Origin of the sequence: Staphylococcus sp. GDY8P131P (genome assembly GCF_017891975.1) — a bacterium.
Lineage (GTDB): Bacteria > Bacillota > Bacilli > Staphylococcales > Staphylococcaceae > Staphylococcus > Staphylococcus nepalensis.
Map to the genome: position 1 here is coordinate 194,494 of NZ_JAESKF010000002.1, position 15,624 is coordinate 210,117.

Annotated in this window: 15 protein-coding genes and 1 pseudogene; 15 read left to right on the forward strand and 1 reads right to left on the reverse strand. The window is 33.0% G+C overall.

The window, feature by feature from the left end; all coding sequences use genetic code 11:
* Positions 1-144 precede the first annotated feature (144 nt).
* From alaS to KA894_RS01485, 15 genes are all read left to right on the forward strand, one after another.
* Positions 145-2,775, forward strand: coding sequence for an alanine--tRNA ligase (gene alaS, locus KA894_RS01415; protein ID WP_115342128.1), 2,631 nt, complete (start codon positions 145-147; stop codon positions 2,773-2,775).
* A gap of 68 nt (positions 2,776-2,843) precedes the next feature.
* Positions 2,844-3,104 carry an IreB family regulatory phosphoprotein gene (locus tag KA894_RS01420; RefSeq protein WP_096809354.1) on the forward strand — a complete coding sequence of 87 codons (261 nt, stop codon included), beginning with the start codon at positions 2,844-2,846 and terminating at the stop codon, positions 3,102-3,104.
* Between the two features lie 3 nt (positions 3,105-3,107).
* A complete protein-coding gene (gene ruvX / locus KA894_RS01425) occupies positions 3,108-3,536 on the forward strand; it encodes a Holliday junction resolvase RuvX (RefSeq protein WP_096809356.1) in 429 nt (142 codons plus the stop codon).
* Between the two features lie 16 nt (positions 3,537-3,552).
* Positions 3,553-3,879, forward strand: coding sequence for a DUF1292 domain-containing protein (locus tag KA894_RS01430; protein WP_096809359.1), 327 nt, complete (start codon positions 3,553-3,555; stop codon positions 3,877-3,879).
* A 598-nt stretch (positions 3,880-4,477) separates the two neighbouring features.
* Positions 4,478-5,119: an O-methyltransferase gene (locus KA894_RS01435; protein WP_096809361.1), complete on the forward strand. Its 642-nt coding sequence runs from the start codon at positions 4,478-4,480 to the stop codon at positions 5,117-5,119.
* The gene (locus tag KA894_RS01440; RefSeq protein WP_096809364.1) at positions 5,116-6,039 is read left to right on the forward strand and encodes a peptidase U32 family protein; all 924 of its coding nucleotides are present in this window, start codon (positions 5,116-5,118) and stop codon (positions 6,037-6,039) included. The genes KA894_RS01435 and KA894_RS01440 overlap by 4 nt, the downstream gene beginning before the upstream one ends.
* Before the next feature lie 15 nt (positions 6,040-6,054).
* The gene (locus KA894_RS01445) at positions 6,055-7,323 is read left to right on the forward strand and encodes a peptidase U32 family protein (protein ID WP_096809366.1); all 1,269 of its coding nucleotides are present in this window, start codon (positions 6,055-6,057) and stop codon (positions 7,321-7,323) included.
* Positions 7,323-7,946: a uridine kinase gene (gene udk / locus KA894_RS01450; RefSeq protein ID WP_096809368.1), complete on the forward strand. Its 624-nt coding sequence runs from the start codon at positions 7,323-7,325 to the stop codon at positions 7,944-7,946. Before KA894_RS01445 ends, udk begins: the two co-directional genes overlap by 1 nt.
* A gap of 26 nt (positions 7,947-7,972) precedes the next feature.
* Entirely contained in the window at positions 7,973-8,449 is a 477-nt protein-coding gene (gene greA / locus KA894_RS01455; protein WP_096809370.1) for a transcription elongation factor GreA, read from the forward strand.
* A gap of 302 nt (positions 8,450-8,751) precedes the next feature.
* Complete coding sequence (gene pxpB / locus KA894_RS01460; protein WP_096809371.1) at positions 8,752-9,483, forward strand: 5-oxoprolinase subunit PxpB; 732 nt, start codon at positions 8,752-8,754, stop codon at positions 9,481-9,483.
* The gene (locus KA894_RS01465; RefSeq protein WP_096809372.1) at positions 9,473-10,480 is read left to right on the forward strand and encodes a 5-oxoprolinase subunit C family protein; all 1,008 of its coding nucleotides are present in this window, start codon (positions 9,473-9,475) and stop codon (positions 10,478-10,480) included. Before pxpB ends, KA894_RS01465 begins: the two co-directional genes overlap by 11 nt.
* Complete coding sequence (locus KA894_RS01470; RefSeq protein ID WP_107644202.1) at positions 10,480-10,917, forward strand: acetyl-CoA carboxylase biotin carboxyl carrier protein; 438 nt, start codon at positions 10,480-10,482, stop codon at positions 10,915-10,917. The genes KA894_RS01465 and KA894_RS01470 overlap by 1 nt, the downstream gene beginning before the upstream one ends.
* A 22-nt stretch (positions 10,918-10,939) precedes the next feature.
* Complete coding sequence (locus KA894_RS01475) at positions 10,940-12,298, forward strand: acetyl-CoA carboxylase biotin carboxylase subunit (RefSeq protein WP_096809374.1); 1,359 nt, start codon at positions 10,940-10,942, stop codon at positions 12,296-12,298.
* Positions 12,298-13,056, forward strand: coding sequence for a 5-oxoprolinase subunit PxpA (pxpA, locus tag KA894_RS01480; protein WP_096809376.1), 759 nt, complete (start codon positions 12,298-12,300; stop codon positions 13,054-13,056). The genes KA894_RS01475 and pxpA overlap by 1 nt, the downstream gene beginning before the upstream one ends.
* 3 nt (positions 13,057-13,059) lie before the next feature.
* Positions 13,060-14,292, forward strand: a complete 1,233-nt coding sequence (locus KA894_RS01485) for an NRAMP family divalent metal transporter (RefSeq protein WP_210133627.1) — start codon at positions 13,060-13,062, stop codon at positions 14,290-14,292.
* Between the two features lie 102 nt (positions 14,293-14,394).
* Here KA894_RS01485 and KA894_RS01490 read toward each other — a convergent pair.
* Positions 14,395-15,615: pseudogene (locus KA894_RS01490) on the reverse strand (tyrosine-type recombinase/integrase).
* Positions 15,616-15,624 lie beyond the last annotated feature (9 nt).

A 15,624-nucleotide genomic window follows, 5' to 3' on the forward strand; every position in this document is an offset into this window, starting at 1 on the left:
AAATGTACTATAGAATCATTATGAATGCTTATAACTAGGGTGGTACCGCGAAACGTTCGTCCCTTTTGATAGGATGGGCGTTTTTTATTTTCATTTTTATCAAATAACTGATATAACTTGAGTTGAGATGGAGGAATTTTAAGTATGAAAAACTTAAAAGCAAGCGAAATTAGACAAAACTTTATAGATTATTTTGTAGAGAAAGGACATATGGTTGAACCGTCTGCGCCATTAGTCCCAATTGATGATGATTCTTTATTATGGATTAACTCCGGTGTTGCGACATTAAAAAAATATTTTGACGGTAGAGAAACGCCTAAAAAGCCACGTATTGTTAATTCTCAAAAAGCGATTAGAACAAATGATATTGAAAATGTAGGTTTTACAGCAAGACATCATACATTTTTTGAAATGTTAGGAAATTTCTCAATTGGTGATTACTTTAAAAAAGAAGCGATTGAATTTGCTTGGGAATTTTTAACAAGTGAAAAATGGATGGCGATGGACCCTAAATTATTATATGTAACGATTCATCCTGAAGATACAGAAGCATATAAAATATGGAATGAAATGATAGGTTTAGAAGAAAGTAGAATTATCCGTATCGAAGGGAATTTCTGGGATATTGGAGAAGGTCCTTCAGGCCCTAATACGGAGATTTTTTATGATCGCGGGAATCAATTTGGACAAAATGACCCAGTTGAAGAAATGTATCCAGGTGGAGAAAATGAACGTTTCTTAGAAGTTTGGAATTTAGTTTTTAGTGAGTTTAACCATAATAAAGATCATACTTATACACCATTACCAAATAAAAATATTGATACAGGTATGGGTCTTGAAAGAATGGCTTCCATTGCCCAAAATGTACGTACTAATTATGAAACAGATTTGTTTATGCCTATTATACGTGAAGTTGAGGCAGTTTCGGATAAAAAATATCTAAAGCATGATGCACATGATGTTGCATTTAAAGTGATTGCTGATCATATACGTACCATTTCATTTGCAATTGCTGATGGTGCGTTGCCTGCAAATGAAGGCAGAGGCTATGTACTACGAAGACTTTTACGTCGCGCAGTAAGATTTAGTCAATCATTAGATATTAACGAACCATTTATGTATAAATTAGTTGATATCGTCGCAGATATTATGAAGCCGTATTACCCGAATGTCCAAGAAAAAGCTGATTTTATAAAACGTGTAATTAAATCAGAAGAAGAACGTTTCCACGAAACATTAGAAGAAGGACTCGCTATATTAAATAATTTAATTGCTAAAGCACAAAATGCAACGAATGAAATAAGTGGTAAAGATGCATTTAAGTTATACGACACATATGGTTTCCCAGTTGAATTAACTGTAGAAATTGCTAATCAAGAAAATTTAACAGTTGATATGGCAACGTTCGGGGAAGAAATGCAAAAACAAAGAGATAGAGCTAGACAAGCACGTCAAAACGCACAATCAATGCAAATACAAAGCGGCGTTTTGAAGAAAATTACGACTGAAAGCAAATTTGTCGGTTATGATGTTATGGATCAAGAAACAAAAATAACTGATATTATTTTTGATGGTGAATTAGTAAATGAGGCTGAAGCTGGTGACACAATCTATTTCATTTTAGAAAAAACACCGTTCTACGCTGTTAGCGGTGGCCAAGTTGCTGATGAAGGTACGATAAGTAATGAACAATTTGAAATATATGTGGAGGAAGTTACAAAAGCGCCTAACGGTCAAAATTTACACAAAGGTGAAATACAATTTGGAACTGTCAAAGTAAATTCTGAAGTTTTGGCCAGTGTAAATCATAAAGAGCGTAGAGACATCAAAAAAAATCACAGCGCAACGCATTTATTACATGCCGCTTTAAAAGAAGTGCTTGGAGATCATGTAAACCAAGCTGGTTCACTTGTTGAGGCTGATCGTTTAAGGTTTGATTTCTCTCATTTTGGTCCTTTAACAGAGGCCGAAATAGAGCAAGTAGAGCGCAGAGTCAATGAAGAAATATGGAATAGCATAGACGTAAACATTCAAGAAATGCCAATAGAAGATGCTAAAAAGTTAGGCGCTATGGCATTATTTGGTGAAAAATATGGAGATGTCGTTCGCGTTGTAAATATGGCGCCTTTCTCTATTGAACTTTGTGGCGGTATCCATGTAAATAACACATCTGAAATAGGGTTGTTTAAAATAGTAACCGAGTCTGGAACGGGCGCAGGAGTTCGACGTATAGAAGCGTTAACTGGTAAATCAGCATTTTTATATTTAGAGACAATACAAGAACAATTTAATGCTGTCAAAGCTCAAGTCAAAGTGAAATCTGATGAACAAGTATTAGAAAAAGTTATGCAAATGCAAACAGACGAAAAAGAGTTGTCTAAACAACTTGAACAAAAAAACAAAGAGATTACTTCATTAAAAATGGGTGATGTAACGAATCAAGTTGAAGAAGTTAATGGATTTAAAGTACTTGCTACCGAAGTAGAAGTAGCAAATGCGAAAGCAATTCGAGAAACAATGGATGATTTTAAATCTAAACTTCAAGACACGATTATTATTCTAATCAGTAATATAGATGGAAAAGTATCGCTAGTTGCAACCGTACCTAAAGATTTAACAGATCGTGTTAAAGCTGGTGACATTATTAAAAATATGGCGCCAATCGTAGGTGGTAAAGGTGGTGGCCGTCCTGATATGGCTCAGGGTGGAGGAACACAACCTGAAAACATAACAGAATCATTACGTTTCATTAAAGATTACATTAAATCTCTATAAGTTCAATGCATTGTAATGTAGAATATACAATAAGAACTTTTTTACTCGAACAAAGGAGTGTTAAAAAAATGGAAAACTTTGATAAAACAATGAAATTTAATTATGATGAAATTCCAAAAGAAGATGTCAAAACAGTACTTCAAAATGTCTATAATACGCTTAATGAACGCGGTTATAATCCGGTTAACCAAATAGTCGGCTATTTACTATCAGGCGACCCAGCTTATATCCCGCGTAATAATGAAGCTAGAAACCAAATACGTCGAATTGATCGTGATGATATTATGGAAGAATTAGTTTCGAATTATTTACAAGAGAATTCCAATTAATATATGTTAAAACATAAAATATTAGGCTTAGATGTAGGAAGTAAAACTGTTGGCATTGCTGTTAGTGATCTCATGGGTTGGACAGCCCAAGGATTAGATACACTCCATATAAACGAAGATAAGAATGAATTAGGTATAGATAGATTAGTAAATATAATAGAGAAAGAGAAAGTTGGGACCGTTGTTATAGGTTTACCAAAAAATATGAACAATTCTATTGGATTTCGAGGCGAGGCTTCGTTACAATACAAGGAGCAACTTCAAGAAGCATTGCCATCTGTAGAGATTATCATGTGGGATGAGCGTTTAAGTACCATGGCCGCAGAACGTTCTTTACTTGAAGCTGATGTTTCTAGACAAAAACGAAAAAAAGTAATAGATAAAATGGCTGCCGTATTTATATTACAAGGCTATTTAGATTCTATACAATAAAAAGGAGCGTTTTATAATGACTGAACACAACCATGAATCTGAATTAGAAATCAATAACCAAGAGGAATTATTAACTTTATATGACGAAGATGGAAATGAAGTACTATATCGCAAAGTTTTAGAATTTTTCCATCCAGAATTCAAAAAAGAGTATGTTATTCTTGCTGAAGAAGGCGCAGAATCAGATGATGATGATCTCATTGAATTAGTACCAATGATTAATGATCCAGATGAAGATGGAGAAGGTGGAAAATTCTTACCTGTGGAAACAGATGAAGAATGGGATATGATTGAAGAAGTAGTTAATACCGAAATGGACGATCACGATCATAATCACGAATAATTTTTATATAGATTAAAATATTTGTATATAACTTTAAAAATACAATGTTTGGGTGTGATACCCACACTTAACATCAATGCACTTTCATTTTTGAATGAAGGTGCATTTTTTATATTCAAAGTTTCACGATTAGAAACATACTACGTGTTTGTTTCAATTATAGTTCGACTTTGTAGTAATTATAAATGTACACGCCAACTTTTATATTTTTCTAGTTATCAACAAACCTTGAGAGTAAAATTTTTCAACTTGCTCTAATTTACTGGTGTAGGTTATCAATAGAAGAATAAGTGTAAATATAATTTTTCTATCTTTTGTATTAATACCCAACTTGTTAGAAATTATAAGTGTAGGACTGTGTTAGTAAACACAATTTACACTTATAATCTATGTAGCTTTGTGGTAAAATATATAAAGTTAAAATTAAATCATAAGAAATGATTTCAAAGCATTTTATAATAAATCTATTTAGTATTTCATAATATAAAAACATAGTATGCGTTTATGAATTAAATATAATCAGTCACAGTAACCTTGACTGATTATATTTAATTTGTAAAAAACGCTTGAATCATTTTACGTTGAAGGAAGTTTTAAAATGAATAATAACCAGTCATATTTATTAGAATTGCATAAACAAAATGCTGAACCGATTGAAATGCTTAGGCAATACGCCGAAGCAAATCAAGTTCCTATTGTTGATAGGCTTACATTAGAAATGATAAAACAGCTTATTCGATTACATAAACCACAGCGCATTTTAGAAATTGGTACTGCTATTGCATATAGCAGTATGCAGTTCGCTTCTGTTTCTAATAAAATTAAAGTTACTACAATTGAGCGTAATAGTGAAATGCAATTAAAAGCTAAAGAAAACATTATAAAATTTGGATATGGAGAACAAATTGAATTGGTGGAAGAAGATGCACTAGAAGCATTTGACAACATTAAACACCTTTCATTTGATATGATTTTTATTGATGCTGCGAAAGCACAATCCAAAAAATTCTTTACGCTTTACGCCCCTTTATTGAAAGAGGGCGGCGTTATTGTCACTGATAATGTGCTGTATCATGGTTTTGTTTCAGACATTTCAGTAGTACGAAGTAGAAATGTAAAGCAGATGGTAAAAAAAGTGCAACAGTATAACGAATGGCTTATGGCTCAACCTGACTTTACTACTAATTTCTTAAATATGGATGATGGGTTAGCTATTTCAATTAAAGGAGAATCAAAATGACAGAACTATTAGTGACACCTAAATCTGTTAAACACATTGAAGTATTAATTGAAAAAGGCGCAGATGCTTTCGTCATTGGGGAACAAAAATTTGGCCTAAGGTTAGCTGGAGAATTTAAAAAAGAAGCTATGAAAGAAGCAGTAGAATTAATACATAGTCACGGAAAAAAGGTCTACGCAGCAGTTAATGGTATCTTTCACAATTACCATTTAAACGCAGTAGAAGCATATATCAACTTTTTGCATGAAATTAGAGTCGATCGTATTATTTTTGGAGATCCTGCAGTGGTTATGTATGTCAAAGAACAAGAAAACCCAATACCACTAAATTGGGATGCAGAAGCATTAGTGACGAATTATTTTCAATGTAATTATTGGGGAAGAAAAGGTGCAAAACGTGCGCAACTAGCCAGAGAACTTAGTTTAGATGAAATTTTAAATATTAAAAAACATGCCGATGTTGAAATTGAAGTTCAAGTACACGGCATGACTTGCATGTTCCAATCTAAACGCATGCTTTTAGGTAATTACTTTACTTTCCAAGAACGTCAAATGAAAATTCAAAGAAACAAAGAAGCGAATGAATTATTATTATATGATGCAGAACGTGATAATAAATATCCAGTTTTTGAAGATTATAATGGGACACATATTATGTCTCCGAATGATATATGTTTGATTGAAGAATTAGAACCCCTTTTAGCAAATGGTATAGATGCATTAAAAATCGATGGTGTATTACAAACGGAAACATATATCAATGTTTGTACAGAGCAATATAGAGAAGCTATTGATTTATACAATGAAGATCCAGAAGCTTATGAGGATGAAAAATTTATGCTTGTCGATCCTATTGAAGCGATACAACCAGAACACCGTCCATTTGATGAAGGTTTCTTATATAAACAAACTGTATATTAAGGGAGGTATATGAGGATGAAAATCTTAGAAGAAGTTGTAGAAAAAAGCAAAAATAAAATGAAAAAACCTGAGCTTCTTGCCCCCGCTGGTAATTTAGAAAAACTAAAAATAGCTGTTCATTATGGTGCTGATGCTGTATTTTTAGGTGGGCAAGCGTACGGTTTGAGATCTAACGCTGACAATTTTACCATGGAAGAAATAGTTGAAGGCGTATCATTCGCAAACCAATATGGAGCCAAAATATATGTAACTACGAATATTATTGCTCATGATGAAAATATAGAGGGATTAGATCAATATTTACAAGATTTAGAGTCAACTGGTGCTACCGGCATCATTGTAGCGGATCCGCTGATCATTGAAACATGTAAACGTGTCGCGCCTAAATTAGAAATACATCTATCTACACAACAATCACTTTCGAATTATAAAGCTGTTGAATTTTGGAAACAGGAAGGCTTGGATCGTGTTGTCTTAGCTCGTGAAACAGGTGCTATGGAAATGAGAGAAATGAAAGAGAAAGTTGATATTGAAATTGAATCTTTTATACATGGTGCAATGTGTATTGCTTATTCTGGAAGATGTACTTTAAGTAATCATATGACAGCACGTGATTCTAACAGAGGCGGGTGTTGTCAAAGTTGTCGCTGGGATTATGATTTATTAGAAGTAGATGAAGATGGCGAGTTAGATTTGTATTACGATGAGAATGAAGCCACACCATTTGCAATGAGTCCAAAAGATTTGAAATTGATTGAGTCCATCCCTAAAATGATGGATATTGGTGTAGATTCGCTTAAAATTGAAGGACGAATGAAGTCAATACATTATATCGCTACAGTAGTCTCAGTATATAGAAAAGTGATAGATGCATACGCTGAAGATCCAGATAACTTTAAAATTCAGCCTGAATGGTTAATTGAGTTAGACAAATGCGCTAATAGAGACACCGCGCCTGCATTTATAGAGGGGACGCCAGGTTATGAAGAGCAAATGTATGGTCAACAAAATAAAAAAAACGCTGCATACGATTTCTGTGGATTAGTTTTGGATTATGACAAGATTTCGAAAATAGCTACTATACAGCAACGAAATAAATTTGAACCTGGGCAAGAAATAGAGTTTTTTGGTCCTGAAATTAATACATTTAGACAAGTTGTTGAGACTATTTATGATGAAGAAGGTAATGAACTTGATGCTGCACGGCACCCATTACAAATCGTGCAAATTAAAGTTGACCATCCAATTTATACCAACAACATGATGAGAAAGGAAATTGGATAATGAAAGGTACGACAATAATTGGAATTGCTGGTGGTTCAGGTTCAGGTAAAACCTCAGTAACTAACGAAATAATGAAAAATTTAGAAGGTCATAGTGTTGCATTATTAGCGCAAGACTATTATTATAAGGACCAATCCCATTTAAGTTTTGAAGAACGTTTAGAAACGAATTATGACCATCCATTTGCTTTTGATAATGATTTATTAATTGAAAATTTAAACGATTTGAGAAACGGTAAGCAGATTGAAGTGCCCACTTATGATTATACAAATCATACTCGAAGCGATGAAACGATTGCATTTAAACCAAAAGATGTTATTATCGTAGAAGGTATATTTGCGCTTGAAAATAAAATGTTAAGAGATTTAATGGATGTTAAGATTTATGTTGATACGGACGCAGATTTACGAATCTTGCGACGCTTGCTTCGTGATACTGAAGAAAGAGGACGTACAATGGATTCGGTAATCAATCAATATCTAAATGTAGTTCGACCAATGCACAACCAATTTATCGAACCTACTAAAAGATATGCGGATATTATTATCCCAGAAGGTGGAAGTAATAAAGTGGCTATCGATATAATGACAACAAAAATCCAAACATTAGTTAGTACACAATAGTATTTTAGTAAAGGAAGATGACAAATATGGAAAACCAAAAACAATACCCAATGACTCAAGAGGGTTTTGAAAAATTAGAAAACGAATTAGAAGAATTAAAAACTGTAAAAAGACCAGAAGTCGTTGAAAAAATAAAAGTAGCACGCTCATTTGGTGATTTATCTGAGAACTCCGAGTATGATGCTGCTAAAGATGAACAAGGATTTATTGAACAAGATATACAGAGAATTGAACACATGTTACGTAATGCGCTAATCATCGAAGACACAGGAGACAATAATCAAGTACAAATTGGTAAAACCGTAACATTTGTTGAATTACCTGGTGACGACGAGGAAGAATATCAAATCGTTGGGTCAGCAGAATCTGATGCATTTAATGGTAAGATTTCAAATGAATCACCTATGGCACAAAGTTTAATTGGTAAAAAATTAAATGAAGAAGTACGTGTGCCACTACCAAATGGTGCTGAAATTAACGTAAAAATTGTAAACATTAAATAATTGTAACTAATCCCCTTAACTTATTGAGTTAGGGGGATTTTACACTTTCAATATAAAAATATATACTTATTGGCGACTATTTGATAAATTAATATCATTCAAAAAAATATCGGAAAATTAAGACTACTTTGTAAGATGACATGTGAATTAATAAGTCATTTATGATTGTAGTTTATTATCAACAATTATAACTATTTTTTATTAAACATAAATTAAGTATAAATGATATAATACTAATATTGCGTGTTTAATAATCTTTGTTTTAAGGTTTAATTGTGCGTAATATAAAAGGGGGCGCAATAGTGGAATATAAATTGATTAATGAAGAAACAATTATGATTTATTTTGAACAACAGATTGATCCTGCAACATTTAAAAAAGTTCAAAAAGTTGAAAAATATATAAAAGAACAACAGCATAAAGCAATTATTGAAATTATCCCTTCTTATTGTTCTATAATGTTACATATTGATATTACAAAGCAAAAATTAATAGATATAGTTAATCAGTTGAATTTAGAACAATTAAATCAAATTGATTTGGATGACCAACCAAAAAACATAAAAACAATCAGTTTGCCAGTTTTATACGATGGTGAATATGGGCCAGATATTCAAGAGGTAGCAACACATAATCAATTATCTGTAGAAGAAGTCATCCATTTACATACAAAAGATGCTTATTTAATTTATATGTTAGGGTTTATGCCAGGTTTCCCTTTTTTGGGTGGGCTAAATTCCCAACTACACACACCTAGACGACAAGAACCTAGAACGCATATTCCTGCTGGTTCTGTTGGTATTGCAAATAATCAAACTGGATTATACCCTAAACAATCGCCAGGAGGATGGCAAATTATAGGCCGCACACCTATTACTGTATTTGATATTTTTAGAACGCCTATGTGTTTATATAAATCTGGAGATTATATAAAGTTTTATTCTATAGATGAAACAACATTTGAACAGATTATTGCTGAACAACAAGGTGAATTTGATATTGAAAAGTGGGTGAAAGTTCAATATGAGCATTAAAATTTTAACTCCAGGTTTATTTAGTACCATTCAAGATTTAGGGAGAATTGGTTATCAAGATCAAGGTTTTTCTTCTGCAGGCGTGTTAGATAACTATGCTTATAGAATGGGTCAAATATTAATTGGGAATAGGGGACCAGCCATTGAATGTACTATTATTGGCCCAACAGTTGAATTTTTGGAAGACAATACATTTGTACTTACAGGCGCTAAATTTAAGGCGACATTAAATGATACATTCATTGATGGATCGACAGTTATAGCGGTGAAAAAAGGCGATGTTTTAAAAGTTGGACAAGTAAACGAAGGTGCACGAGGGTATTTATTATTTGGTAAACCATTAGATATATCTAAAGTTGCAGATAGTTTTTCAACACATACGCGTAGTCAAATTGGTGGCTTTAAAGGACGTGCTTTAAAATCTGGTGATTTAATTGGATGTCTTTATAATACATCATATAAGGAAAGACTAGGTATTAGTTTACCTTTTAATTTAGCAAAAAATAATAATAAACCTATTCAAATTATCGAGGGGCCACAAATTGATCATTTTAGTAAAGAGGCGCAACAAAAATTAGTATCTAAAAATTTCGAAATATCAGAAAAATCAGATCGCATGGGATATCGTTTACAAGGAGAAAACATACCACCTATAGGATCGGCTGATATTATATCGGAACCAGTTGCATTAGGAAGTATCCAAGTCCCAAACGATGGCAATCCAATTATTTTATTAAATGATAAACAAACAGTTGGTGGTTATACAAAAATCGCAACAGTTTGTGCATCAGATTTGCATAGATTAGCTCAAATGCAACCTAATGAGATAATTCGTTTTGAATGGACTACAGTCGAAACAGCAGTAACCAAATTAGAACAACAAGAAAAAGATTTTAACGACAAAATAGAAAATTTACTTAATCAACCCATATTCGATGTTGCTCAAATGAGAAACACATCAGCACGTATTAATAAATTATTGAAAGGGGAATTATGATGAACTTTGATAAACTAGAGCAATTAATTCAATTAGTAAAAGATAATGGAGTAAAGAAATTTAATTATAAAGATTATGAAAACGAAATTTCTATAGATTTCACAGATAATACTTTTAATGGCGGGCAAACGCAACAAAATGCAGTCGCAAATCATACTTCAAATTCTGATCAACAAAGTGTTTCAAATGAAGTAAAATCAAATCAAGTTGTTAAATCACCTATGGTTGGTACATTTTATTTACAGGATGAAAAAGAATTATCAGAGCCGTTAATTAAAGAAGGCGACGAAATTAAAGAAGGCGACGTCATTGGCTATATAGAAGCAATGAAAGTGATGAACGAGGTCAAAAGTGATGTGAGTGGTGTAGTAGAATCCATACTTATTAGCCACGGTTCAAGCGTGGAATACGACCAAACAATTATAACAGTAAAATAAGATTGAATAGGGGGTATTTGTATTGTACCGTTGTTTAATTGCAAATAGAGGAGAAATTGCGGTAAGAATCATTCGGGCCTGCAGAGAAATGGATATTGAAACGGTTGCAATTTACGCTTTAGGTGATGAATCAAGTCTTCATGTAAGTTTAGCTGATCAAGCGGTTTGCATTGGTGATGCAAATCCATTAGATAGTTACTTAAATCAAGAGAGGATTATTAGCGCAGCCAAAATAACTGGCGCGAATGCGATTCATCCAGGGTACGGGTTTTTATCAGAAAGTGCATCCTTTGCTAAAAACGTAGAACAAAACAATATTCATTTTATAGGGCCAACTGATACGACCATGGAATTAATGGGAGATAAAATTACAGCTCGGCAAACAGTAGACCGGGCTGGCGTGCCAATCATACCAGGTTCAACAGCTGCTGTAGAATCGGTGGAAGCAGTTAAAGAAATCGCAAATGATATTGGTTATCCACTTGTGTTAAAAGCTGCTAGCGGTGGTGGAGGAAAAGGTATAAGAATTGTTAAAACTGAAGAAAATTTGGAAAAAGCTTTTAAAGAAGCAAAGAATGAAGGTAAAAAATATTTTGATGATGATCGTGTGTATGTAGAAACATTTATACCTGTAGCTAAACACGTAGAAGTTCAAGTACTTGGAGATGGCTACGATAATTACATACATTTAGGAGAGCGTGATTGTTCAGTACAACGCAAAAATCAAAAATTAATTGAGGAATCACCTTGTGCTGCGTTATCTGAAGCAATGAGGGCTTCTATGTGTAATGATGCTGTAAAAGTAGCTAGAGCATCCAATTATAGAAGTGCAGGTACAATCGAATATTTAGTGACAGATGACGCTTATTATTTCATTGAAATGAACGCACGCATCCAAGTAGAACATACTGTTACGGAAATGAGATCAAATCGTGATTTATTACAAGCACAACTTTATTTAATGAAGCATGGTGCATTGCCATTTACGCAAGAAGATATTTTATTTGATGGTCACGTGATTGAAGCGAGAATCAATGCTGAAAACCCTCAGAAACAATTTCAACCTTCTCCAGGAAAAGTAAAAGCACTACATTTGCCACAGGGATTTAATGTTCGTATTGATAGTTTGCTTTATCAAGGTTATACTGTTTCTCCAAACTACGATTCACTAGTGGCAAAAGTGATTGTGAAAGCATCAAATCGAGCATTAGCTATTAAAAAATTGAAAGTTACATTAGATGAAATGGTTATAGATGGATTTACAACCACAGCTGACTTTTTATATGCTGTTTTATCGTATCCACTATACGCAGATGGTGATGCTAATGAAGTCGATATTAAATTCTTAGATAGACATAAGATTATCAAGGAGGAATCATAATGAAAGTCGATTTAAACTGTGATTTAGGTGAAGCTTTTGGAAATTATTCTTTTGGCGGGGATGAGCAAATCATTCCGCTAATTACCTCAGCTAATATTGCTTGTGGGTTTCATGCAGGTGATCAACATGTCATGCATCAAACTGTAAAATTAGCTAAATCAAATGAGATTGGTATAGGAGCACATCCAGGTCTGCCAGATTTACAAGGATTTGGACGCAGAAACATGGATTTATCGCCTGATGAGATTTATGATATTGTAATTTATCAGCTTGGTGCTTTAAGTGGTTTTTGTAACATTCATGAGGTTAAGATAAATCACGTAAAACCACATGGAGCACTTTACCAAATGGGGGCACGTAATAAATCAATTGCTCATGCTATTGCGCAAGCGGTATACGATTTTGATCAATCGTTAATTTATGTAGGATTATCCAATACGTTACTTATTTCAGAAGCCCAGGCCATAGGATTAACGACCGCTTCAGAAGTATTTGCTGACAGACGTTATGAAGATGATGGTCAATTAGTGAGCAGAAAGGAAAATGATGCCCTCATTACGGATACAGAAGAAGCGATTGAACAAGTTATTAAAATGGTGAAATCACAAAGCGTCATGACTAAAAATAACAAAGAAATAGATATTCAAGCAGATACGATTTGTGTTCATGGAGATGGTGAACATGCATTAGAATTTGTTACAAAAATAAGAGAGAGACTATCGAAAGAAGGCGTTTCTATAACAAAGCTGGGAGGCTAATACATGGGAGATAAATTAAAAACAGAACCAAAGGATTTTGAGTTTACAAAAAATCATAAAAGATTGTTATTAGGTTCTGTATTTTTAATGGCAACATCAGCAATAGGACCTGCGTTTTTAACGCAAACAGCAGTATTTACTGCTCAGTTTACTTCAAGTTTTGCTTTTGCAATTTTACTATCAATATTAATTGATATAGGGGCGCAAATTAATATTTGGAGAGTATTGGTAGTTACAGGTAAACGTGGTCAAGAAGTAGCGAATGAAATATTTAACGGGCTTGGCACATTTATTTCATTGCTGATTGCCATTGGTGGACTTGCATTTAATATTGGTAATATTGCTGGTGCAGGATTAGGGTTAAATGCCATTTTTGGTTTAGACGTTAAAATAGGAGCAGCTATCACAGCTGTATTAGCCATACTTATTTTTGTAAGTAAAAGTGGTCAAAAAATCATGGATGTTGTCACTATGTTTTTAGGTATACTTATGATTGTAGTAGTTGCATTAGTTATGTTTAAAGCAAATCCACCTTATGCTGAAGCGGCTAAACATCTGGTGATGCCAGAGCAACCATTAGCGCTTGTTTTACCAATTATTACATTGGTTGGTGGAACTGTAGGTGGTTATATTACATTTGCTGGCGCACATAGAATTTTAGATTCAGGCATAAAAGGTAAACATTACTTACCGTTTGTAAACAAAGCAGCTATTTCGGGGATATTAACAACTGGCGTGCTAAGAGCATTATTATTTCTAGCTGTACTTGGAGTAGTTGTAACAGGGGTAACTTTAAATTCTACAAACCCACCAGCATCTGTATTTGAACATGTGCTCGGGCCGATAGGTAAAAACATATTCGGCATTGTATTATTTGCGGCAGCGATGTCTTCTGTGATTGGATCCGCTTATACAAGCGCAACATTTTTAAAGACGATGCATAAATCTATTTACAATAAAACAAATATAATAGTAATTACATTTATCGTTGTATCCACATTGGTGTTCTTATTCTTAGGTAAACCAGTTACACTATTGATTGTTGCTGGTGCTTTAAATGGTTTAATATTACCAATAATATTAACTACCATACTAATTGCTAGTAAACGAAAATCAATCGTTGGAGATTACCATCACCCCGCCTGGATGCTCTGGTTTGGTATTTTAGCTGTTATAGTCACTGTTGTTACAGGCGTTTATTCGTTACAAGGACTCGTTCAATTGTTTGGCATGTAAGGGTTTTGAGAGTTCGCTTTAATTTTATCTTGGATTTTAGAACTGTTGTTTCTAGAATTCAAGATTTTTTATTTTAAAAAAGGGCAGAAAAAGGGCGGAAATTTAATATGGAATCTTTTCTAATTTTTGTTCTAATTGTTTATCCATTTTTTCAGTTACATGAGTGTAGATGTTAATTGTTGTTCTTTCATTTGTATGCCCAACTCTTTTCATAATTGCTTTTAATGTAATTCCCATTTCTACTAATAAAGAAATATGGGTGTGTCTAAACGTGTGGGTAGTGATATGTTTTTTAATTTTCAATTTATTTTTTGCAAATTCAACATTTTTATTGATGGTAGTTAGTAGAATAGGGTTGCCATAAATATTAGTAAATAAGAAATCTCTATCCTTATACTTAGATGACCATTGTTTTAATTTTTTGTTTTCTAACATAACTGTTTTTAATATCTTTTTAGTTCTTTGGTTTATCGTAATAGTTCTATAAGACCCACTTGTTTTCGTAGTATCTTTATAACCATATCCTTTATCATTTTTTAACCAATGAATTGTCCCTACAATATTTATTTGAGAATTTTCCATATCTATATCTTTTGTCTGAAGACTTAGTGCTTCGCCAATTCTCATCCCTGTGAGCGCTTGTAATTCGACAATATAAGCAGTTAGCATTAAGTGCCGTTTACTACTCTCGTACTTTCCATTACTCATATGGTCTAATAAACAATTTCTTATTTGTATAACTTGTTCCATTTCTAAATAGTTTTCTCTTTTTTGCTTTTCTTTTTCATAATCCTCAATTGTTTTAGGTTTTACTGGAATGGTTACATCATCAAATATTCTTGTATTATTATATTGGTAAAACTTTTCTGCATACTTTAATGATTTTTTTATAATGCTAACTACTCTTCTTAAATAGTCATAAGTTAATCCATCGTCGTTTAAATCTTCTATTAGGCTTTGTGCCATTTTCAAATCTATTTTTTCTAATATCAAATCTGAACTTGTATGTCTTTTTGCTAAGTTTACAATGTGCTTAACATTTTTAATTGTAGTTATTTTAGATCCGTTTGTTTTTTTATAATACTCGAACCATTCATCTAAAAGGGGATGGAATTTTAAATTAGCAGAGTTGTCTATTTTGCTATTCAACTTGGCGCTTATCTTTTCTTCTAATTGGAACATAGCTTCTTTCTGTGAAGCTTTAGTATCTTTGTTCATTACAACACTAACTCTACGTCATTTGTCTGTATATGGGTCTTTATACTTCTCATAGTAACGATATTTAGTTTTGCCTGTTTTATCTTTAAATTTTTCGTTCCACATTGGGCATTC

Coding starts and splice junctions, on each gene's coding strand:
- alaS (WP_115342128.1), top strand. CDS start 145: ATGAAAAACTTAAAAGCAAGCGAAATTAGACAAAACTTTATAGATTAT.
- KA894_RS01420 (WP_096809354.1), top strand. CDS start 2,844: ATGGAAAACTTTGATAAAACAATGAAATTTAATTATGATGAAATTCCA.
- ruvX (WP_096809356.1), top strand. CDS start 3,108: ATGTTAAAACATAAAATATTAGGCTTAGATGTAGGAAGTAAAACTGTT.
- KA894_RS01430 (WP_096809359.1), top strand. CDS start 3,553: ATGACTGAACACAACCATGAATCTGAATTAGAAATCAATAACCAAGAG.
- KA894_RS01435 (WP_096809361.1), top strand. CDS start 4,478: ATGAATAATAACCAGTCATATTTATTAGAATTGCATAAACAAAATGCT.
- KA894_RS01440 (WP_096809364.1), top strand. CDS start 5,116: ATGACAGAACTATTAGTGACACCTAAATCTGTTAAACACATTGAAGTA.
- KA894_RS01445 (WP_096809366.1), top strand. CDS start 6,055: ATGAAAATCTTAGAAGAAGTTGTAGAAAAAAGCAAAAATAAAATGAAA.
- udk (WP_096809368.1), top strand. CDS start 7,323: ATGAAAGGTACGACAATAATTGGAATTGCTGGTGGTTCAGGTTCAGGT.
- greA (WP_096809370.1), top strand. CDS start 7,973: ATGGAAAACCAAAAACAATACCCAATGACTCAAGAGGGTTTTGAAAAA.
- KA894_RS01465 (WP_096809372.1), top strand. CDS start 9,473: ATGAGCATTAAAATTTTAACTCCAGGTTTATTTAGTACCATTCAAGAT.
- KA894_RS01470 (WP_107644202.1), top strand. CDS start 10,480: ATGAACTTTGATAAACTAGAGCAATTAATTCAATTAGTAAAAGATAAT.
- pxpA (WP_096809376.1), top strand. CDS start 12,298: ATGAAAGTCGATTTAAACTGTGATTTAGGTGAAGCTTTTGGAAATTAT.
- KA894_RS01485 (WP_210133627.1), top strand. CDS start 13,060: ATGGGAGATAAATTAAAAACAGAACCAAAGGATTTTGAGTTTACAAAA.